An 18,714-nucleotide genomic window follows, 5' to 3' on the forward strand; every position below is an offset into this window, starting at 1 on the left:
AGCCAGTAAGGCTTATCTAAATCAAATGGCAATCTTCAAGACTTTGTTGGTGGTGCTGCAGGTGTTGTCGGCGCTGGGCGTGATTGGCCTGGTGCTGATCCAGCATGGCAAGGGCGCCGATGTCGGCGCGGCATTCGGTTCGGGTGCCTCGGGCAGCCTGTTCGGTGCCACCGGCTCGGCAAACTTCCTGTCGCGCACCACCGCCGTGCTGGCCACGCTGTTCTTCGTCTGCACGCTGGCGCTGACGCTGCTGGGCAACTACAAGCCGGCTGCATCGCTGGGCGTGATGGGCGCGGCGCCGGCTTCGGCGCCCGCAGTGGCAGGTGCTTCGGCTCCCGCTGCAGCCCCGGCAGCGGCCGCTGATGCATCAGCGCCGGCAGCTCCCGCTGTACCGAAATAATCCGTAAGCCTTGCGGCGGATTCCTGAGTTTTTTTGCAGTTGTGCGTTGAACAAAGCAAGAAATCTGGGTTAGAATGCAAGGCTTGAAACGATTCCCCAGCGATGGGTTCCGAGCAAAGACGAAAGCCTCTGCAACGGACCTGAAGGGCCTGAAAACCCGGCGCCAGGCAATATTGTTTCTCCCCCAGCCGACGTGGTGAAATTGGTAGACACGCTATCTTGAGGGGGTAGTGGCGAAAGCTGTGCGAGTTCGAGTCTCGCCGTCGGCACCAAACAACTTGATCGGAGTCCCTGGCCGGGCAATGCACCCGAGCGTGGGGCTCCGGCAGTCCGCAAGGCGGCGCGCCATGAGGCTCATGGCTTAGCGCCTGGGGTGGGCAACAGGACGCCGCTTCAGCTGGTGCTGTTGACAACATTCCAGATAAGGCTGGCCGTACCTTGAATCTCGAAGCCTACTTCCCCGTTCTCATCTTCATCATCTTCGGTGTCGTGCTTGGCGTGGCGCTGATGTCGATCGGTCGGATCCTCGGTCCGAACAAGCCCGATCCCGCGAAGCTGTCGCCGTACGAGTGCGGCTTCGAAGCGTTCGAGGACGCGCGCATGAAGTTCGATGTGCGCTACTACCTCATCGCCATCCTGTTTATCCTGTTCGACCTCGAAACCGCCTTCCTGTTTCCGTGGGGTGTCGCCCTGAGGGATATCGGCTGGCCGGGTTTCATCGCCATGGGCGTGTTTCTGCTGGAATTCATCGTGGGCTTCGTCTACATCTGGAAAAAGGGCGCGCTCGATTGGGAGTGATGTGAAATGGCAATCGAAGGCGTTCTCAACGAAGGCTTTGTCACGACTACCGCTGACAAGCTGATCAACTGGACCCGCACCGGGTCGCTGTGGCCGATGACCTTCGGCCTGGCCTGCTGTGCCGTGGAAATGATGCATGCCGGCGCCGCGCGCTACGACATGGACCGCTTCGGCGTGATTTTCCGCCCGTCGCCGCGCCAGTCGGACGTGATGATCGTGGCCGGCACGCTGTGCAACAAGATGGCCCCCGCGCTGCGCAAGGTCTACGACCAGATGGCAGAACCGCGCTGGGTGATCTCGATGGGCTCGTGCGCCAATGGCGGCGGTTACTACCACTACTCGTACTCGGTGGTGCGTGGCTGCGACCGCATCGTGCCGGTGGATATCTACGTGCCGGGCTGCCCGCCGACGGCCGAGGCGCTGATCTACGGCGTGATCCAGCTGCAGAACAAGATCAAGCGCACCAACACCATCGCGCGCAAGGGCTGAAATGGCGAAGCTTGACATCCTGAAGGCCGCGCTCGAGAAAGCTCTCGGCAAGCGCGTGCAGAACCTGATCGAGGCGACCGGCGAACTGACGCTGATCGTCAAGGCCGACGACTACCTCGAAGTTGCCCGCATCCTGCGCGACGATCCGTCGCTGCGCTTCGAGCAGCTGATCGACCTGTGCGGCGTGGACTATTCCGAGTACGGCGACGGTGCCTGGGACGGCCTGCGCTTTGCCGCGGTTTCGCAGCTGCTGTCGATCACCCACAACTGGCGCCTGCGCGTGCGCGTGTTCGCCCCGGACGATGATTTCCCGGTGCTGCCGTCGCTGATCGACGTGTGGAACGGCGTCAACTGGTTCGAGCGTGAAGCCTTCGATTTCTACGGCATCGTGTTCGATGGCCATCCGGACCTGCGCCGCATCCTGACCGACTACGGTTTCGTCGGCCATCCGTTCCGCAAGGATTTCCCGGTCTCGGGCTTCGTCGAGATGCGCTACGACCCGGAGCAGAAGCGGGTCATCTACCAGCCGGTCACGATCGAGCCGCGCGAAATCACCCCGCGCGTGATCCGCGAGGACAACTACGGCGGCTTGCACTGATAACGCGCCATGGCAGACATCAAGAACTACACCCTGAACTTCGGCCCGCAACACCCGGCTGCGCACGGCGTGCTGCGCCTGGTGCTGGAGCTGGACGGCGAAGTCATCCAGCGCGCCGACCCCCATATCGGCCTGCTGCACCGTGCCACCGAGAAGCTGGCCGAGCAGAAGACCTGGATCCAGAGCGTGCCGTACATGGACCGACTCGACTATGTGTCGATGATGGTCAACGAGCACGCCTACGTGATGGCGATCGAGCGCCTGCTGGGCCTGGAAGTGCCGGTGCGCGCGCAGTACATCCGCGTGATGTTCGACGAGATCACCCGCCTGCTGAACCACCTGATGTGGATCGGCTCGCACGCGCTGGACGTGGGCGCGATGGCGGTGTTCCTGTACGCCTTCCGCGAGCGCGAGGACATGTTCGACATGTACGAGGCGGTGTCGGGCGCGCGCATGCACGCGGCCTACTACCGTCCGGGCGGCGTCTACCGCGACCTGCCTGACACGATGCCGCAATATCGTGCCTCCAAGGTACACAACGAGCGCGCCATCAAGGCCATGAACGAGGCGCGTTCGGGCTCGCTGCTGGACTTCATCGAGGACTTCACCAACCGGTTCCCGAAGTACGTCGACGAATACGAGACGCTGCTGACCGACAACCGGATCTGGAAGCAGCGCCTGGTGGATATCGGCGTGGTCAGCCCGGAACGTGCGCTGCAGATGGGCTTTACCGGCCCGATGCTGCGTGGCTCCGGCATCGAGTGGGACCTGCGCAAGAAGCAGCCGTACGAGGTGTACGACAAGCTGGACTTCGACGTGCCGGTGGGCGTGGGCGGCGACTGCTACGCGCGCTACCTGGTGCGCGTGGAAGAGATGCGCCAGTCCAACCGCATCATCAGGCAGTGCGTGGAATGGCTGCGCCGCAACCCGGGTCCGGTGATCACCGACAACCACAAGGTGGCGCCGCCCTCGCGCGTGGACATGAAGTCCAACATGGAAGAACTGATCCACCACTTCAAGCTGTTCACCGAAGGCATGCACGTGCCGGAAGGCGAAGCGTATGCAGCGGTGGAGCATCCGAAGGGCGAATTTGGCATCTACGCGATCTCGGACGGGGCCAACAAGCCGTACCGCCTGAAGATCCGTGCACCTGGTTTCCCTCACCTGGCCGCGCTCGACGAAATGGCCAAGGGACACATGATTGCTGACGCGGTAACGATCATCGGCACGCAAGACATCGTCTTCGGCGAGATCGACCGCTAATCACGGACCGCCGGCCCGGACGACGATCCGGGCGCTTTCCGCGGCGCTCCCCAGGGGGAGCGGGCGGAAGACCCGCGGCGGACCGGTACGGCCTCAGGCCTGCCGGCGGAACGGGCAGCGACGGCTGCAAACCTGCGGAAGGGAACGCCCGGTGGCGCTGCCTGACGCCGTTTTACTGCAATGACCATGCTATCAGCAGAAGCTCTCAAGGAAATCGATCGCGCGATCGCGAAGTATCCGGCCGACCAGAAGCAGTCGGCCGTGATGGCGGCGCTTGCCGTGGCGCAGGGCGAGGTGGGCTGGGTTTCCCCCGAAGTCATGCAGTTCGTCGCCAGCTATCTCGAGATGCCGCCCGTGTGGGTGGAAGAGGTGGCGACCTTCTACAACATGTATGACACCAAGCCGGTGGGCAAATTCAAGCTCGCCGTCTGCACCAACCTGCCGTGCGCCCTGTCGGGCGGCGAGCGGGCCGGCGAGTACCTGAAGCGCAAGCTCGGGATCGACTACAACGAGACCACCGCTGACGGCTGCTTCACCCTGAAAGAGGGCGAGTGCATGGGCGCTTGCGGCGACGCGCCGGTGATGATCGTCAACAACACCCGCATGTGCAGCTTCATGAGCGACGACAAGCTCGACGCGCTCGTCGACGAGCTGAAAGCCGAAGCTGCCAAGGGGGGCAAGTAACATGACCAGTCTGCACGACCGCCATATCCAGCCGCTGATCCTGGCCGGCCTGGACGGCAAGAATTGGCACCTGGAAGACTACGTCAAGCGTGGCGGCTACCAGCAACTGAAGCGCATTCTGACCGAGAAGATCCCGCCCGAGCAGGTGATCGCCGACGTCAAGGCCTCGGGCCTGCGGGGCCGCGGCGGTGCGGGCTTCCCGACCGGCCTGAAGTGGAGCTTCATGCCGCGCACGTTCCCGGGGCAGAAATACCTGGTCTGCAACACCGATGAAGGCGAGCCCGGCACGTTCAAGGACCGCGACATCATCCGCTACAACCCGCACTCGCTGATCGAAGGCATGGCCATCGGCGCGTATGCGATGGGCATCACCGTGGGCTACAACTACATCCACGGCGAGATCTGGAACGAGTACAAGATCTTCGAGGAAGCGCTCGAAGAGGCGCGCGCTGCCGGCTTCCTGGGCGACAACATCCTGGGTTCGGGCTTCGATTTCCAGCTGCACGCGCACCACGGCTACGGCGCCTATATCTGCGGCGAGGAAACCGCGCTGCTCGAATCGCTGGAAGGCAAGAAGGGCCAGCCGCGTTTCAAGCCGCCTTTCCCGGCCAGCTTTGGCCTGTACGGCAAGCCGACCACCATCAACAACACGGAAACGTTTGCCGCGGTGCCGTTCCTGCTGGCCGTCGGCCCCGAGAACTACCTGAAGCTGGGCAAGCCGAACAACGGCGGCACCAAGATCTTCTCGATCTCGGGTGACGTCGAACGTCCCGGCAATTACGAGATCCCGCTGGGAACGCCGTTCGCCAAGCTGCTGGAGCTCGCCGGCGGCATGCGCGGCGGCAAGCGCATCAAGGCGGTGATCCCGGGCGGTTCGTCCGCGCCGGTGGTGCCGGGCGACCTGATGATGGCGTCCGACATGGACTACGACTCGATCGCCAAGGCCGGCTCGATGCTGGGCTCGGGCGCTGTGATCGTGATGGACGAGACGCGCTGCATGGTCCGCTCGCTGCTGCGCCTGTCGTACTTCTATTTTGAGGAATCGTGCGGCCAGTGCACGCCGTGCCGTGAAGGCACCGGCTGGCTCTACCGCATGGTCAATCGCATCGAACACGGAGAGGGGCGCCAGGAAGACCTGGACCTGCTCAACAACGTCGCGGAAAACATCATGGGCCGCACCATCTGCGCGCTCGGCGATGCCGCGGCGATGCCGGTCCGCGGCATGCTCAAGCACTACTGGAAAGAGTTCGAATATCACGTCGAACACAAGCAGTGCATGGTTCCGGCCTACATCTAAGCGTGGCAGAACATGGTTGAACTAGAGATCGACGGCAAGAAGGTTGAGGTTGCTGAAGGCAGCCTGGTGATGGAAGCAGCCCGCAAGCTGGGCACCTACATCCCGCACTTCTGCTACCACCGCAAACTGTCCATCGCGGCCAACTGCCGCATGTGCCTGGTCGAGGTCGAAAAGGCCCCGAAGGCGCTGCCTGCCTGCGCCACGCCGGTGACCCCCGGCATGAAGGTCTTCACCAATTCGGAGAAGGCGGTCAAGGCGCAGAAGTCCGTGATGGAATTCCTGCTGATCAACCACCCGCTCGACTGCCCGATCTGCGATCAGGGCGGCGAATGCCAGCTGCAGGACCTGGCCGTGGGCTACGGTGCCTCGGAGTCGCGCTACAAGGAAGAGAAGCGCGTGGTGTTCCACAAGAACGTGGGCCCGCTGATCTCCATGGAGGAGATGACCCGCTGCATCCACTGCACCCGCTGCGTGCGCTTCGGCCAGGAAGTGGCCGGCGTGATGGAGCTGGGCATGCTGGGCCGCGGCGAGCATTCGGAAATCACCACCTTCGTCGGCAAGACCGTCGACTCGGAACTGTCGGGCAACATGATCGACCTGTGCCCGGTCGGCGCGCTGACCAGCAAGCCGTTCCGCTACTCGGCCCGCACCTGGGAACTGGCGCGCCGCAAGTCGGTGTCGCCGCACGACGGCCTGGGCGCGAACCTGGTGGTGCAGACCAAGAACCAGCGCGTGATGCGCGTGCTGCCGCTGGAAAACGAAGACATCAACGAGTGCTGGATCTCCGACAAGGACCGCTTCTCGTATGAAGGCCTGAACAGCGCCGACCGCCTGACCCGCCCGCTGCTGAAGCAGGGCGGCGAATGGATGGAAACCGACTGGCAGACCGCGCTCGAATATGTGGCCAACGGCCTCGCCAGCATCAAGCGCGATCATGGCGCCGACCAGATCGCCGCGCTGGCCAGCCCGCACAGCACGCTGGAAGAGCTGTTCCTGCTGGGCAAGCTGATGCGCGGCCTGGGCAGCGACAATGTCGACTTCCGCCTGCGCCAGACCGACTTCTCGGCGGCACTGAAGGGCGCGCCGTGGCTGGGCATGCCGGTGGCCGACGTGACCACCCTGCAACGCGTGCTGGTGATCGGCTCGTCGCTGCGCAAGGATCATCCGCTGCTGGCCTCGCGCCTGCGCCAGGCTACCAAGAAGGGTGCCCGCGTGGCGGTGCTGGGTGCCGGCGGTGAAGACCTGCTGATGCCCGTGGCCGCCCGCATCGACGTGGCGCCGTCCGGCTGGACCGCGGCGCTCGCCGGCGTGGCCCGTGCCGTGGCTGCCGCCAAGGGCGTCGCTGCCCCGGCCGGCACTGAAGGTTTCGACGGTGGCGAAGCCGCTGGCAAGGTGGCGGAAGCGCTGCTGTCGGGCGAGCGCCGTGCGGTGTTCCTCGGCAACGAGGCCGTGCGCCATCCGCAGTTCTCGGCGCTGCACGCGCTGGCACAGTGGATCGCCACCGAAACCGGTGCGACGCTGGGCTTCCTGACCGAAGCCGCCAATACCGTCGGCGGCTATGTCGCCGGCGCGCTGCCCAGGCAGGGCGGCGCCAATGCGCAGGCGATGCTGGACACGCCGCGCAAGGCCTACATCCTGCTGAACACCGAACCCGAGTTCGACGCCGCCGACCCGCGCAAGGCGCTGGCCGCGCTGGCCCAGGCCGGCACGGTGGTGGTGCTGTCGCCGTTCCGTTCGGAAGCGGCCATGCAGTACGCCGACGTGATCCTGCCGGTGACGCCGTTCACGGAAACCGCCGGCACCTTCGTCAACTGCGAAGGCAAGCCGCAGAGCTTCAACGGCGTGGTGCGCGCGCTGGGCGAATCGCGTCCGGGCTGGAAGGTGCTGCGCGTGCTGGGCAACCTGCTGGACGTGGCCGGCTTCGACTACGAAACCGCCGAATCGGTGCGTGCCGAAGTGCTGTCGGCCCCGGTCGATGCGCAGCTGGACAACGCCACCGACGCGCCGATCCGCGTGGCCGCCGCTGCCGCCAACGGCATCGAACGCATTGCCGATGTGCCGATCTACCACGCCGATCCGATCGTGCGCCGCGCCGAGTCGCTGCAGCTGAGCGCTGCCGCGCGCCGCGCCATGCAGATCGCGCTGCCGGCCGACCTGTTCGCCAGCCTTGGCATCCAGTCCGGCGATCCGGTGCGGGTCACGCAAGGGCAGGGCAGCGTGGTGCTGCCGGCCGTGCTCGAAGCCACGCTCCCGGCCAACACCGTGCGCGTGCCGGCGGCGACGCCGGCGGCCATGAGCCTGGGCGCGATGTACGGCACGGTCACCGTAGAGAAGGCCATTGACCTGGCGCCGGCCACCGGCACCGTGGCCACGGCGTAAGAACAAGAGCGAGAACAAGACATGATTGACTGGATTACCTCGCAAGGACAGGGCCTGCTGGGTGCCTACTGGACGCCGCTGTGGATCCTGATTCGCGCCGTGATCATCGTGGTGCCGCTGCTGCTGTGCGTGGCTTACCTGATCCTGTGGGAGCGCAAGCTGATCGGCTGGATGCACGTCCGTATCGGCCCGAACCGCGTGGGTCCGCTGGGCCTGCTGCAGCCGATTGCCGACGTGCTGAAGCTGCTGCTCAAGGAAGTCATGATGCCCACGCAGGTCAGCCGGGGCATGTACCTGATTGCCCCGCTGATGGTGCTGATGCCCGCCGTGGCGGTCTGGGCCGTGATTCCGTTCCAGGCTGAAGTGGTGCTGGCGGATGTGAACGCCGGTCTGCTGTACGTGATGGCGATCAGCTCGGTGGGCGTGTACGGCGTGATCCTGGCAGGCTGGGCCTCGAACTCCAAGTACGCCTTCATCGGCGCCATGCGTGCCGCGGCCCAGATGGTGTCGTATGAAATCGCCATGGGCTTTGCGCTGGTGACGGTGCTGATGGTTGCCGGCAGCCTGAACCTGTCGGCCATCGTCAACGGCCAGAACACCGGCTACTTTGCCGACATGGGCATCAACATCCTGTCGTGGAACTGGCTGCCGCTGCTGCCGATGTTCGGCGTCTACTTCATCTCGGGCGTGGCCGAAACCAACCGCCACCCGTTCGACGTGGTGGAAGGCGAGTCGGAAATCGTGGCCGGCCACATGATCGAGTATTCGGGCATGGGCTTCGCGCTGTTCTTCCTGGCCGAGTACATCAACATGATCATCATCTCGACGATGACCGCGCTGATGTTCCTGGGCGGCTGGGCGCCCCCGATCGACAGCGTGCTGACCAACGCGATCCCGGGCTTCTTCTGGCTGGTGATCAAGGTATTCCTGCTGCTGTCCGTCTTCATCTGGATCCGTGCCTCGTTCCCGCGCTACCGCTATGACCAGATCATGCGCCTGGGCTGGAAGGTGTTCATCCCCCTGACGGTGGCGTGGCTGATCATCGTGGCGATCTGGATCAAGTCGCCCTGGAACATCTGGCACTGAACGGCCAAACGACGGTGCGCGCCGGGGCGCGCGCCGTGTGGAAATACTAGGAAGCATCATGCTGCTCGCCATCAAGGACTTCTTCAACAGCCTGCTCCTGAAGGAACTCTTCAAGGGCATGGCCCTGACCGGCCGCTATCTCTTCGCGCGCAAGATCACCGTCCAGTTCCCGGAAGAGAAAACGCCGATCTCGCCGCGCTTCCGTGGTCTGCACGCGCTGCGCCGCTACCCCAACGGGGAAGAGCGCTGCATCGCCTGCAAGCTGTGCGAGGCGGTGTGCCCGGCGCTGGCCATCACGATCGAGTCCGATGCGCGCGCCGACGGCACGCGCCGCACGACCCGCTATGACATCGACCTGACCAAGTGCATCTTCTGCGGTTTCTGCGAAGAGGCCTGCCCGGTCGACGCCATCGTGGAAACGCAGATCCTGGAGTACCACGGCGAGAAGCGCGGCGACCTGTACTTCACCAAGGACATGCTGCTGGCAGTGGGCGACCGCTACGAGCCGCAGATCGCCGCAGCGAAGGCTGCCGACGCAAAGTATCGCTAAGCCGAAGCAGCGACAGAAGTAACGACCGGTTCGCGGCTGCCGCAAGCAGCAGACCTGGCAGCCGCCGCCACCGAATTGAATGCGGTCCCTGCAATGCAAGGGACCAATGCAAGGATGCCGCAGGAGCGGGCCACCCGAGGGGGTGGCTTGTGCCGGACGGCCCAGAGAGGATCCGATAGGGACCATGGAACTCACGACCACCATCTTCTACGTCTTTGCGCTGGTGCTGGTGCTCTCCGCACTGAAAGTCATCACTGCGAAGAACCCGGTGCATTCCGCACTGTTCCTCGTGCTGTCGTTCTTCACGGCGGCGGCGATCTGGATGCTGCTCAAGGCGGAATTCCTCGCCATCCTGCTGGTGCTGGTCTATGTCGGCGCGGTGATGGTGCTGTTCCTGTTCGTGGTGATGATGATCGACATCGACATCGAGCACCTGCGGCGGGACTTCTGGACCTACGTGCCGATGGCCTCGGTGGTGGGCGCGCTGATCATCGCCGAGATGGCGATCGTGCTGGTGCGCAACTTTATCGGCACCACCACGCCGGTGGCCACCAACGGTTCGCAGGACCCGGGCTACTCGAACACCGCCGCGCTCGGCAAGCTGATCTACACCGACTATATCTACGCCTTCGAAGTGGCCGGCATCATCCTGCTGGTGGCGATCATCGCCGCCGTGGCGCTGACCCTGCGCCGCCGCAAGGACGTCAAGGCCCAGGACGTGTCGGCGCAGCTGCGCACCCGCCGCGACGAGCGCGTGCGCCTGGTGCCGATGCAGTCCGAAGGCCAGACCCAGCAGACGGAAGCCGCGGCTGCCGCCAATAAGAACTAAAGCCCGGAGAAATCGCTGTGCTCTCTCTCGCTCATTTCCTCGTGCTCGGTGCGATCCTGTTTGCGATCAGCATCGTCGGCATCTTCCTGAACCGCAAGAACGTGATCGTGCTGCTGATGGCGATCGAACTGATGCTGCTTGCGGTGAACATCAACTTCGTCGCCTTCTCGCATTACCTGGGCGACCTGGCTGGTCAGGTTTTCGTTTTCTTCATCCTCACGGTGGCCGCCGCCGAGTCGGCAATCGGTCTCGCCATCCTGGTTGTGCTGTTCCGCAACCTGGATACGATCAACGTGGACGACATGGACACCCTCAAGGGCTGATCCGTGGCGCACTACGCAGATACCCAAGACTCACCGACCGCACACCACTAAGCGTCCTATGGCAACCACGCTCAACCCCAACCTGCTGCTTGCGATCCCGCTGGCGCCGCTAGTCGGCTCCGCGATCGCCGGCCTGTTCGGTACCAAGTTCTTTGACCTGTTTTCCTCGGAGTCGCGCGGCGGCCGGATGGTGGCCCACACCTCGACGATTCTGGGCGTGGCCATTGCCTGCGTGCTGTCGGTGATGGTGCTGCTCGACGTCATGAACGGCGCCGGCTACAACGGCACCGTCTATGAGTGGATGGCCATCGGCAGCCTGAAGATGGAGGTCGGCTTCCTGGTCGACTCGCTGACCGCGATGATGATGGTGGTGGTTACCTTTGTCTCGCTGATGGTGCACATCTACACCGTCGGCTACATGGACGGGGACCCCGGCTACAACCGCTTCTTCGCCTACATCTCGCTGTTCACCTTCTCGATGCTGATGCTGGTGATGAGCAACAACTTCCTGCAGCTGTTCTTCGGCTGGGAAGCGGTGGGCCTGGTGTCGTACCTGCTGATCGGCTTCTGGTACACCCGCCCGACGGCGATCTTCGCCAACCTGAAGGCGTTCCTGGTCAACCGCGTCGGCGACTTCGGCTTTATCCTGGGCATCGGCCTGCTGCTGGCCTATGCCGGCAGCATGAACTACACCGAAGTATTCGCCGCGCGCGACCAGCTGGCGACCGTGATCTTCCCGGGCACCGACTGGCTCATGATCACCGTGGCCTGCATCTGCCTGTTCATCGGCGCGATGGGCAAGTCGGCGCAGTTCCCGCTGCACGTCTGGCTGCCTGACTCGATGGAAGGCCCGACCCCGATCTCGGCGCTGATCCACGCGGCAACGATGGTGACCGCCGGCATCTTCATGGTGGCACGCATGTCGCCGCTGTTCGAGCTGTCGGATACGGCGCTGTCCTTCGTGCTGGTGATCGGTGCCATCACGGCGCTGTTCATGGGCTTCCTGGGCATCATCCAGAATGACATCAAGCGCGTGGTCGCTTACTCGACCCTGTCGCAGCTGGGCTACATGACCGTGGCGCTGGGCGCTTCGGCATACTCGGTGGCCGTGTTCCACCTGATGACGCACGCGTTCTTCAAGGCACTGCTGTTCCTGGGCGCGGGCTCGGTCATCATCGGCATGCACCACGACCAGGACATCCGCAACATGGGCGGCCTGCGCAAGTACATGCCGCTCACCTGGATCACCTCGCTGGTGGGTTCGCTGGCGCTGATTGGCACGCCGTTCTTCGCGGGCTTCTACTCCAAGGACTCGATCATCGAGGCCGTGGCCGAGTCGCATATCGCCGGTTCGGGCTTTGCCTACTTCGCCGTGCTGGCGGGCGTGTTCGTCACCGCGTTCTACTCGTTCCGCATGTACTTCCTGGTCTTCCATGGCAAGGAGCGCTGGGGCCAGAACCATGCCCACCAGCATCATGAAGGCGACCATGAGGACGAAGAGGTCTCGCACGACCACCACCATGGCCTGGCCGCCGGCGAGAAGCCGCACGAGTCGCCGTGGGTGGTGACGCTGCCGCTGGTGCTGCTGGCGATCCCGTCGGTGATCGTCGGTGCGATCGCGATCGAGCCGATGCTGTTCGGCAACTTCTTCAAGAACGGCATCGCGTTCAAGGATGTGATCTTCGTCGGCGAGAACCACCACGCCATGGCCGAGCTCAAGGAAGCGTTCCACGGCTGGGTGGCAATGGCGATCCACTCGCTGACCACGCCCGTGCTGTGGCTGGCCGTCGCCGGTGTGGTGCTGTCCTGGTTCTTCTATATGAAGCGCCCGGATATCCCTGAAGCCATCGCGAACCGCTTCTCGGGTCTCTACAAGCTGCTGGACAACAAGTACTACATGGACGCCATCAACCAGGCCGTGTTCGCCCGCGGCGCACGCCTGCTCGGTACCGGCCTGTGGAAGGGCGGCGACCAGAGCCTGATCGACGGCCTGTTCGTCAACGGCGCGGCGCGCCTGGTGGCTTCGTTTGCTTCGGCAAGCCGCTACCTGCAGTCGGGCTATATCTACCACTACGCGTTCGCGATGATCGTCGGCATGCTGGTGCTGCTGACGCTGACGGTCACGGGCGTGATCGGCACCAAGTGATAGGCACCAAGTAAGGAAAACATAGAAATGGTTCTGTCTTTCTCAATCTGGCTGCCTGTCTTTTTCGGCCTGCTGATCCTGGCCTTCGGCTCGGACCGCAGCCCTGGCTTTGTCCGGTGGATGTCGCTGTTCGGCTCGATCGCCAGCTTTGTCGTCACGCTGCCGCTGGTCTTCGGCTTCGACCGCGCCAGCGCGGCCATGCAGTTCGTCGAAAAGGCGAGCTGGATCGAACGCTTCAATATCAACTACCTGCTGGGTGTTGACGGCATCTCGATGTGGTTCGTGGTGCTGACCGCCTTCATCACGGTGATCGTGGTGATCTCGGCCTGGGAAGTGATCACCGAGCGTGTGGCCGAATACATGGCCTCGTTCCTGATCCTGTCGGGCCTGATGGTCGGCGTGTTCTGCACGCTGGACGGCATGCTGTTCTACGTGTTCTTCGAAGCCACGCTGATCCCGATGTACATCATCATCGGTGTCTGGGGCGGCCCGAACCGCGTCTATGCCGCGTTCAAGTTCTTCCTGTACACGCTGGCGGGCTCGCTGCTGACGCTGATCGCGCTGCTGTACCTGTACAACAAGACCGGTACCTTCGACATCCTGCAATGGCACCAGGCCAAGCTGTCGATGAACGAGCAGATCGCGCTGTTCATTGCCTTCTTCGTCGCCTTCGCGGTCAAGGTGCCGATGTGGCCGGTGCACACCTGGCTGCCCGACGCCCACGTGGAAGCGCCGACCGGCGGTTCGGTGGTGCTGGCCGCCATCATGCTGAAGCTGGGCGCCTACGGTTTCCTGCGGTTCTCGCTGCCGATCGCGCCTGACGCCAGCCACTACCTGGCCCCGTTCATCATCACCATCTCGCTGATCGCGGTGATCTACATCGGCCTGGTGGCCCTGGTGCAGGCCGACATGAAGAAGCTGGTGGCGTACTCGTCGATCGCCCACATGGGCTTCGTCACGCTGGGCTTCTTCATCTTCAGCGACATCGGCGTGGAAGGCGGCATCGTGCAGATGATCTCGCACGGCTTTATCTCCGGCGCGATGTTCCTTTGCATCGGCGTGCTGTACGACCGCGTGCACTCGCGCCAGATCGCCGACTACGGCGGCGTGGTCAACACCATGCCCAAGTTCGCCGCGCTGGCAGTGTTCTTCGCGATGGCCAACTGCGGCCTGCCGGCCACCTCGGGCTTCGTCGGCGAATTCATGGTGATCCTGGGCGCGGTCAAGTTCGACTTTTGGATCGGCCTGCTGGCCGCCACCGCCCTGATCTTCGGCGCCGCCTACTCGCTGTGGATGGTCAAGCGCGTGATCTTCGGCGACATCGTCCACCAGCACGTGCGCGAGCTGGTCGACCTGAACAAGCGTGAGTTCGTCATGCTCGGCCTGCTGGCCATCATGACGCTGTACATGGGCCTGCACCCGAAGCCCTTTACCGACGTGATGCACGCGTCCGTGGTGAACCTGCTGTCCCACGCGGCACAGTCCAAGCTGTAATCGGGGAGAGAAATCAACATGCAAACGTCCTCGACACTCGCCCCCGTGGCGCCGATTATTTTCCTGGCGATCGCCATCGGCGCGGTCAACTGGATCGACCTTGCACGTGGCAAGGGCAAGCAAAGCGTGGCATATCCGCTGTCGCTGCTGGCCACGCTGGCGCTGACCGTCTGGTTCGGCCTGAATGCCGCCGCCGGCGAGACGCACTACGCGTTCGCCAACCTGGTCGTGATCGATCCGATGGCAAACGTGCTGTCCGCGTTCTGCTCTGCCGGCCTGTTCGTGACGCTGGTCTACACGCGCCGCTATCTGGCGGATCGCGACATGTTTGCCGGCGAGTTCTACCAGCTCGCGCTGTTCACGCTGGGCGGCCAGATCGTGATGATCACCGGCAACAACTTCCTGACCCTGTACCTGGGCCTGGAGCTGCTGTCGCTGTCGTCGTACGCACTGGTGGCACTGCGCCGCGAATCGCGCGTGACCTCGGAATCGGCGATGAAGTACTTCGTGCTGGGCGCCCTGGCTTCGGGCTTCCTGCTGTACGGCATCTCGATGATGTATGGCGCCACCGGTTCGCTGAACCTGGGCGAAGTGTTCCGCGTGGTCGAGTCGGGCCGCGTCAACACCACCATGCTGGCCTTTGGCGTGGTCTTTATCGTCGCCGGCCTGTCGTTCAAGCTGGGTGCCGCGCCGTTCCACATGTGGATTCCCGATATCTACCAGGGTTCGCCGACCGCGGTGACGCTGCTGATCGCCGGCGGCCCGAAGGTTGCTGCTTTTGCGCTGTTTATCCGCGTGCTGGTGGAAGGCCTGCTGCCGCTGGCCAATGACTGGCAGATGATGCTGGTGGTGCTGTCGATCATCTCGCTGGCCATCGGCAACCTGACCGCCATCGTGCAGAGCAACCTGAAGCGGATGCTGGCGTACTCGACCATCTCGCACATGGGCTTCGTGCTGCTGGGCCTGCTGTCGGGCGTGGTCGCCAACAAGGCTGACGGCGCCGCCGATGCGTACAGCTCGGCGATGTTCTACTCGGTGACCTACCTGCTGACCACGCTGGGCACTTTCGGCATCATCCTGCTGCGCACGAACAAGGGTTTCGAGGCCGAGACCCTGGAAGACCTGAGGGGCATGTCGCGCCGCAACCCGTGGTTCGCGTTCCTGATGCTGGTGATGATGTTCTCGCTGGCCGGCATTCCGCCGACCGTGGGCTTCTATGCCAAGCTGGCCGTGCTGGATGCGGTGGTCAAGTCGGGCATGACCTGGCTGGCCGTGGTGGCCGTGCTGTTCTCGCTGATCGGCGCGTTCTATTACCTGCGTATCGTCAAGCTGATGTACTTCGATGCGCCCGCTGCTGAAGAAGAGCTGGAAGCAACCTTTGGCCTGCGCTCGATGCTGAGCGTGAACGGCGCCGCGGTGATCCTGCTGGGTATTTTCCCGGCCGCGCTGATGAACCTGTGCTACCAGGCCATCCGCTCGACCCTGGGTTCCTGATCCGCCACACGCCATGAGCGCATCCGCAAGCGGCTGGTTTGTCATCCTGCTGGCACTGATCAGTGCGAACCTGCCGTTTGTGAACCAGCGCCTGTTCGTGCTGATCCCGCTGCGGCGGGCGCGCAAGCCGCTGTGGCTGCGCCTGCTGGAACTGATCGTATGGTTCGCGGTGGCGGGCGCCGCCGGCTTTGCGGTGGAGGCCAGCCTTGGCAACGCCTTCCCGCAGGGCTGGCAGTTTTATGCCATTACCGCGTGCATGATGCTGGTGTTTGCCTTCCCGGGCTTCACCTGGCAATACCTCGTCAAACACCGCACGGCCTGAAGCCGGTCTTGTCGGCGCCGGGCCCTGCCTGATCCGGAGCGTCCATGACCGACAAGATCCAACGCGGCACCCCGCCTACCGCTGAACCCGCCGGGAACGATGACGCACTGAAGGAAGTGTGCGTCGCCTCGGCCACGGTCCATCGCGGCAAGTTCCTCACCCTCAAGCAAGATATCGTCAGGCTGCCGGACGGCAAGCAGACCGGGCGCGAGTACGTAGTCCATCCGGGCGCGGTGATGATGATCCCGCTGTTCAGCGACGGCACCGTGCTGATGGAGCGCCAGTTCCGCTATCCGATCGGCGAAGTGATGCTGGAATTCCCCGCCGGCAAGCTTGATCCGGAAGAGGGCGCGCAGCGCTGCGGCGAACGCGAACTGCTGGAGGAGACCGGCTACAGCGCGGCGCGCTGGGACTACCTGACGCGCATCCACCCGGTTATCTCGTATTCCACCGAGTTCATCGACATCTTCCTGGCGCGCGACCTGACGCATGGCGAGGCGCAGCTCGACGACGGCGAGTTCATCGAGACCTTCATCACGCCGGTGGGGCAGGTGATCGATTGGGTCCGCAGCGGCCGCATCACCGACGTAAAGACCATCATCGGCGCATTCTGGCTGGAAAAAGTGATCTCGGGTGCCTGGCAACCGGGCGAACAGCCGCTGCCGCATTACGCCGTATAGTGAGTAGTGAGCCGCGTGGATTCTGCGCCATGCGGTTGTTCCCGAACGGTCGTTCTAAAAAATTTAGCACGACCGTTCACAAAATTTCGATTCGCGGATAATATAGCTTTTGACGGGCTGGAAAGATCATGAAGGTGCTCGACCTGCGCTGCGCGCATGACCATGGTTTCGAGGGCTGGTTTGCCTCGGAAGAAGATGCGCAGTCGCAAATCTCGCGTGACCTCGTCCAATGCCCGGTCTGTGGCGACCACGCCGTGACGCGGCTGCCCAGCGCGCCGCGCCTGAACCTGTCGGGCGCGACCGCGCGCGAAGGCAGCGCCAGGCCGGCGCAGCCGGCTGCCGCACCGGTGACACTGCAAGCGCTCTATTTGAAGGCAGTGAAGCAGGTGCTGGCACAGACCGAGGATGTTGGCGATCGCTTTGCCGAAGAGGCAAGGCGCATGCACTATGACGAGGCGCCGGAACGCGGCATTCGCGGTTCGGCCTCGGCGGAGGAGGTGCAGGCGCTGGCCGAAGAGGGCATCGAGACTTTCCCGCTCGTGGTGCCGGATGCGCTGAAGCAGACGGCTCACTGAATTGCGTCTTGTGCCCGTTTGCTGTCGGCGCTTGACGTGCAGGCAGAACAAACCGCCGGCGGCCCCACGCCAAGCCGGCACCACTGGAGACGGGCATGGATCTCAACTACTCGGCGTCCGACAACGCCTTCCGCGAGGAAGTGCGTAGCTGGCTCGAAGCCAACTTGCCGGCGGACATCCGCAGCAAGATTCTCAACCACCGCCGTCCGAACCGCGACGACCTGGTGCGCTGGCACAAGACCCTGGCCGGCAAGGGCTGGTCGGCACCGCACTGGCCCGTCCAGTACGGCGGCACCGGCTGGAACGCCACCCAGCGCCATATCTGGGATGAAGAGAACGCCCGCGTCGGCGCGCCCGGCGTGCTGCCGTTCGGCGTGGCGATGGTCGCGCCGGTGATCATGAAGTACGGCAGCGAAGAGCAAAAGTCGTACTACCTGCCGCGCATCCTGGACTGCACCGACTGGTGGTGCCAGGGCTATTCGGAGCCGGGCTCGGGCTCGGACCTGGCCTCGCTGAAGACCCGTGCCGAGCTGACTTCGGACGGCAAGCACTACATCGTCAACGGCCAGAAGACCTGGACCACGCTCGGCCAGCACGCCGACATGATCTTCTGCCTGGTGCGCACCGACCCCGAAGCCAAGAAGCAGGAGGGCATCTCGTTCCTGCTGATCGACATGAAGACCCCGGGCATCACCGTGCGCCCGATCATCATGCTCGACGAAGAGCATGAGGTGAACGAAGTCTTCTTCGACAACGTCGAGGTGCCGGTCGAGAACCGCGTCGGCGAAGAGAACAAGGGCTGGACCTACGCCAAGTACCTGCTGGGCCACGAGCGCACCGGGATCGCCCGCGTGGGCAACTCCAAGCGCGAGCTGGGCTTCCTCAAGCGCGTGGCGCGCCAGCAGCAGAAGAACGGCAAGCCGCTGCTGGAAGACCCGGTGTTCGGCGCCAAGGTGGCCGCGCTGGAAATCGAGCTGATGGCGCTGGAAATCACCGTGCTGCGCGTGGTCTCGAGCGAAGCGGCAGGCAAGGGCCCCGGACCCGAGGCCTCGATGCTCAAGATCAAGGGCACCGAGATCCAGCAGCTGCTGACCGAGCTGATGGTCGAGGCCGTCGGCCCGTACGCGCAGCCGTTCGACACCGCCTACCTGGAGTGCGAGACCGAGCACGCCGTGACCGGCTACGACGACGCCGCGCCGCTGGCCGCGTACTACTTCAACTATCGCAAGACCTCCATCTATGGCGGGTCCAACGAAATTCAGAAGAACATCATCAGCCAGATGATTCTGGGGCTGTGAGGAGACACG

19 protein-coding genes and 1 tRNA gene are annotated in these 18,714 nt (G+C 63.8%); all 20 read left to right on the plus strand.

The annotated features are described in order from the left end of the window. Positions 1-25: 25 nt before the first annotated feature. The 20 genes from secG (at position 26) to AC3WRR_RS24665 (ending at position 18,705) form a co-directional block, all read left to right on the plus strand. Positions 26-400 carry a preprotein translocase subunit SecG gene (secG, locus tag AC3WRR_RS24570; protein ID WP_010809132.1) on the plus strand — a complete coding sequence of 125 codons (375 nt, stop codon included), beginning with the start codon at positions 26-28 and terminating at the stop codon, positions 398-400. A 187-nt stretch (positions 401-587) separates the two neighbouring features. Beyond that, a tRNA-Leu gene (locus AC3WRR_RS24575) sits at positions 588-672 on the plus strand. A 166-nt stretch (positions 673-838) separates the two neighbouring features. After that, the gene (locus AC3WRR_RS24580) at positions 839-1,198 is read left to right on the plus strand and encodes an NADH-quinone oxidoreductase subunit A (RefSeq protein ID WP_010809131.1); all 360 of its coding nucleotides are present in this window, start codon (positions 839-841) and stop codon (positions 1,196-1,198) included. Positions 1,199-1,204: 6 nt separating this feature from the next. Beyond that, the gene (locus tag AC3WRR_RS24585) at positions 1,205-1,687 is read left to right on the plus strand and encodes a NuoB/complex I 20 kDa subunit family protein (protein WP_008643342.1); all 483 of its coding nucleotides are present in this window, start codon (positions 1,205-1,207) and stop codon (positions 1,685-1,687) included. Between the two features lies 1 nt (position 1,688). Next, entirely contained in the window at positions 1,689-2,285 is a 597-nt protein-coding gene (locus AC3WRR_RS24590) for an NADH-quinone oxidoreductase subunit C (protein ID WP_010809130.1), read from the plus strand. 9 nt (positions 2,286-2,294) lie between these two features. After that, positions 2,295-3,548 carry an NADH-quinone oxidoreductase subunit D gene (locus tag AC3WRR_RS24595; RefSeq protein WP_010809129.1) on the plus strand — a complete coding sequence of 418 codons (1,254 nt, stop codon included), beginning with the start codon at positions 2,295-2,297 and terminating at the stop codon, positions 3,546-3,548. A 186-nt stretch (positions 3,549-3,734) separates the two neighbouring features. Further along, the gene (nuoE, locus tag AC3WRR_RS24600; RefSeq protein ID WP_010809128.1) at positions 3,735-4,232 is read left to right on the plus strand and encodes an NADH-quinone oxidoreductase subunit NuoE; all 498 of its coding nucleotides are present in this window, start codon (positions 3,735-3,737) and stop codon (positions 4,230-4,232) included. Position 4,233: 1 nt separating this feature from the next. Then, positions 4,234-5,529 (plus strand): NADH-quinone oxidoreductase subunit NuoF, encoded by a 1,296-nt coding sequence (gene nuoF, locus AC3WRR_RS24605; protein WP_010809127.1) that lies wholly within the window; start codon positions 4,234-4,236, stop codon positions 5,527-5,529. Between the two features lie 12 nt (positions 5,530-5,541). Next, complete coding sequence (gene nuoG, locus AC3WRR_RS24610; protein ID WP_492298361.1) at positions 5,542-7,908, plus strand: NADH-quinone oxidoreductase subunit NuoG; 2,367 nt, start codon at positions 5,542-5,544, stop codon at positions 7,906-7,908. A 21-nt stretch (positions 7,909-7,929) separates the two neighbouring features. Further along, a complete protein-coding gene (nuoH, locus tag AC3WRR_RS24615; RefSeq protein ID WP_010809125.1) occupies positions 7,930-8,994 on the plus strand; it encodes an NADH-quinone oxidoreductase subunit NuoH in 1,065 nt (354 codons plus the stop codon). 58 nt (positions 8,995-9,052) lie between these two features. Next, positions 9,053-9,544, plus strand: a complete 492-nt coding sequence (gene nuoI, locus AC3WRR_RS24620; protein WP_010809124.1) for an NADH-quinone oxidoreductase subunit NuoI — start codon at positions 9,053-9,055, stop codon at positions 9,542-9,544. Between the two features lie 184 nt (positions 9,545-9,728). After that, positions 9,729-10,373, plus strand: a complete 645-nt coding sequence (locus tag AC3WRR_RS24625; protein ID WP_010809123.1) for an NADH-quinone oxidoreductase subunit J — start codon at positions 9,729-9,731, stop codon at positions 10,371-10,373. A gap of 17 nt (positions 10,374-10,390) precedes the next feature. Then, a complete protein-coding gene (gene nuoK, locus AC3WRR_RS24630) occupies positions 10,391-10,696 on the plus strand; it encodes an NADH-quinone oxidoreductase subunit NuoK (protein ID WP_010809122.1) in 306 nt (101 codons plus the stop codon). Positions 10,697-10,754: 58 nt separating this feature from the next. After that, a complete protein-coding gene (nuoL, locus tag AC3WRR_RS24635; RefSeq protein ID WP_011614858.1) occupies positions 10,755-12,842 on the plus strand; it encodes an NADH-quinone oxidoreductase subunit L in 2,088 nt (695 codons plus the stop codon). A gap of 27 nt (positions 12,843-12,869) precedes the next feature. Next, entirely contained in the window at positions 12,870-14,336 is a 1,467-nt protein-coding gene (locus AC3WRR_RS24640) for an NADH-quinone oxidoreductase subunit M (protein ID WP_010809120.1), read from the plus strand. Positions 14,337-14,354: 18 nt separating this feature from the next. Next, a complete protein-coding gene (gene nuoN, locus AC3WRR_RS24645) occupies positions 14,355-15,830 on the plus strand; it encodes an NADH-quinone oxidoreductase subunit NuoN (protein ID WP_439668662.1) in 1,476 nt (491 codons plus the stop codon). 13 nt (positions 15,831-15,843) lie between these two features. Next, positions 15,844-16,152 (plus strand): DUF2818 family protein, encoded by a 309-nt coding sequence (locus AC3WRR_RS24650; protein ID WP_010809118.1) that lies wholly within the window; start codon positions 15,844-15,846, stop codon positions 16,150-16,152. A 44-nt stretch (positions 16,153-16,196) separates the two neighbouring features. Beyond that, on the plus strand, positions 16,197-16,832 hold the full coding sequence (locus AC3WRR_RS24655) for an NUDIX domain-containing protein (RefSeq protein ID WP_010809117.1): 636 nt from the start codon (positions 16,197-16,199) through the stop codon (positions 16,830-16,832). Positions 16,833-16,960: 128 nt separating this feature from the next. Further along, positions 16,961-17,407: a DUF1178 family protein gene (locus AC3WRR_RS24660; RefSeq protein ID WP_492298364.1), complete on the plus strand. Its 447-nt coding sequence runs from the start codon at positions 16,961-16,963 to the stop codon at positions 17,405-17,407. 95 nt (positions 17,408-17,502) lie between these two features. Continuing rightward, on the plus strand, positions 17,503-18,705 hold the full coding sequence (locus AC3WRR_RS24665; protein WP_010809115.1) for an acyl-CoA dehydrogenase family protein: 1,203 nt from the start codon (positions 17,503-17,505) through the stop codon (positions 18,703-18,705). Positions 18,706-18,714: the final 9 nt, after the last annotated feature.

Source organism: Cupriavidus sp. FW305-3-2-15-C-LB2, from assembly GCF_058787575.1.

Excerpts from the sequence above, each read along its gene's own strand:
- secG (WP_010809132.1), top strand. The coding sequence starts at position 26 with ATGGCAATCTTCAAGACTTTGTTGGTGGTGCTGCAGGTGTTGTCGGCG.
- AC3WRR_RS24585 (WP_008643342.1), top strand. The coding sequence starts at position 1,205 with ATGGCAATCGAAGGCGTTCTCAACGAAGGCTTTGTCACGACTACCGCT.
- AC3WRR_RS24590 (WP_010809130.1), top strand. The coding sequence starts at position 1,689 with ATGGCGAAGCTTGACATCCTGAAGGCCGCGCTCGAGAAAGCTCTCGGC.
- AC3WRR_RS24595 (WP_010809129.1), top strand. The coding sequence starts at position 2,295 with ATGGCAGACATCAAGAACTACACCCTGAACTTCGGCCCGCAACACCCG.
- nuoE (WP_010809128.1), top strand. The coding sequence starts at position 3,735 with ATGCTATCAGCAGAAGCTCTCAAGGAAATCGATCGCGCGATCGCGAAG.
- nuoF (WP_010809127.1), top strand. The coding sequence starts at position 4,234 with ATGACCAGTCTGCACGACCGCCATATCCAGCCGCTGATCCTGGCCGGC.
- nuoG (WP_492298361.1), top strand. The coding sequence starts at position 5,542 with ATGGTTGAACTAGAGATCGACGGCAAGAAGGTTGAGGTTGCTGAAGGC.
- nuoH (WP_010809125.1), top strand. The coding sequence starts at position 7,930 with ATGATTGACTGGATTACCTCGCAAGGACAGGGCCTGCTGGGTGCCTAC.
- nuoI (WP_010809124.1), top strand. The coding sequence starts at position 9,053 with ATGCTGCTCGCCATCAAGGACTTCTTCAACAGCCTGCTCCTGAAGGAA.
- AC3WRR_RS24625 (WP_010809123.1), top strand. The coding sequence starts at position 9,729 with ATGGAACTCACGACCACCATCTTCTACGTCTTTGCGCTGGTGCTGGTG.
- nuoL (WP_011614858.1), top strand. The coding sequence starts at position 10,755 with ATGGCAACCACGCTCAACCCCAACCTGCTGCTTGCGATCCCGCTGGCG.
- AC3WRR_RS24640 (WP_010809120.1), top strand. The coding sequence starts at position 12,870 with ATGGTTCTGTCTTTCTCAATCTGGCTGCCTGTCTTTTTCGGCCTGCTG.
- nuoN (WP_439668662.1), top strand. The coding sequence starts at position 14,355 with ATGCAAACGTCCTCGACACTCGCCCCCGTGGCGCCGATTATTTTCCTG.
- AC3WRR_RS24650 (WP_010809118.1), top strand. The coding sequence starts at position 15,844 with ATGAGCGCATCCGCAAGCGGCTGGTTTGTCATCCTGCTGGCACTGATC.
- AC3WRR_RS24655 (WP_010809117.1), top strand. The coding sequence starts at position 16,197 with ATGACCGACAAGATCCAACGCGGCACCCCGCCTACCGCTGAACCCGCC.
- AC3WRR_RS24660 (WP_492298364.1), top strand. The coding sequence starts at position 16,961 with ATGAAGGTGCTCGACCTGCGCTGCGCGCATGACCATGGTTTCGAGGGC.
- AC3WRR_RS24665 (WP_010809115.1), top strand. The coding sequence starts at position 17,503 with ATGGATCTCAACTACTCGGCGTCCGACAACGCCTTCCGCGAGGAAGTG.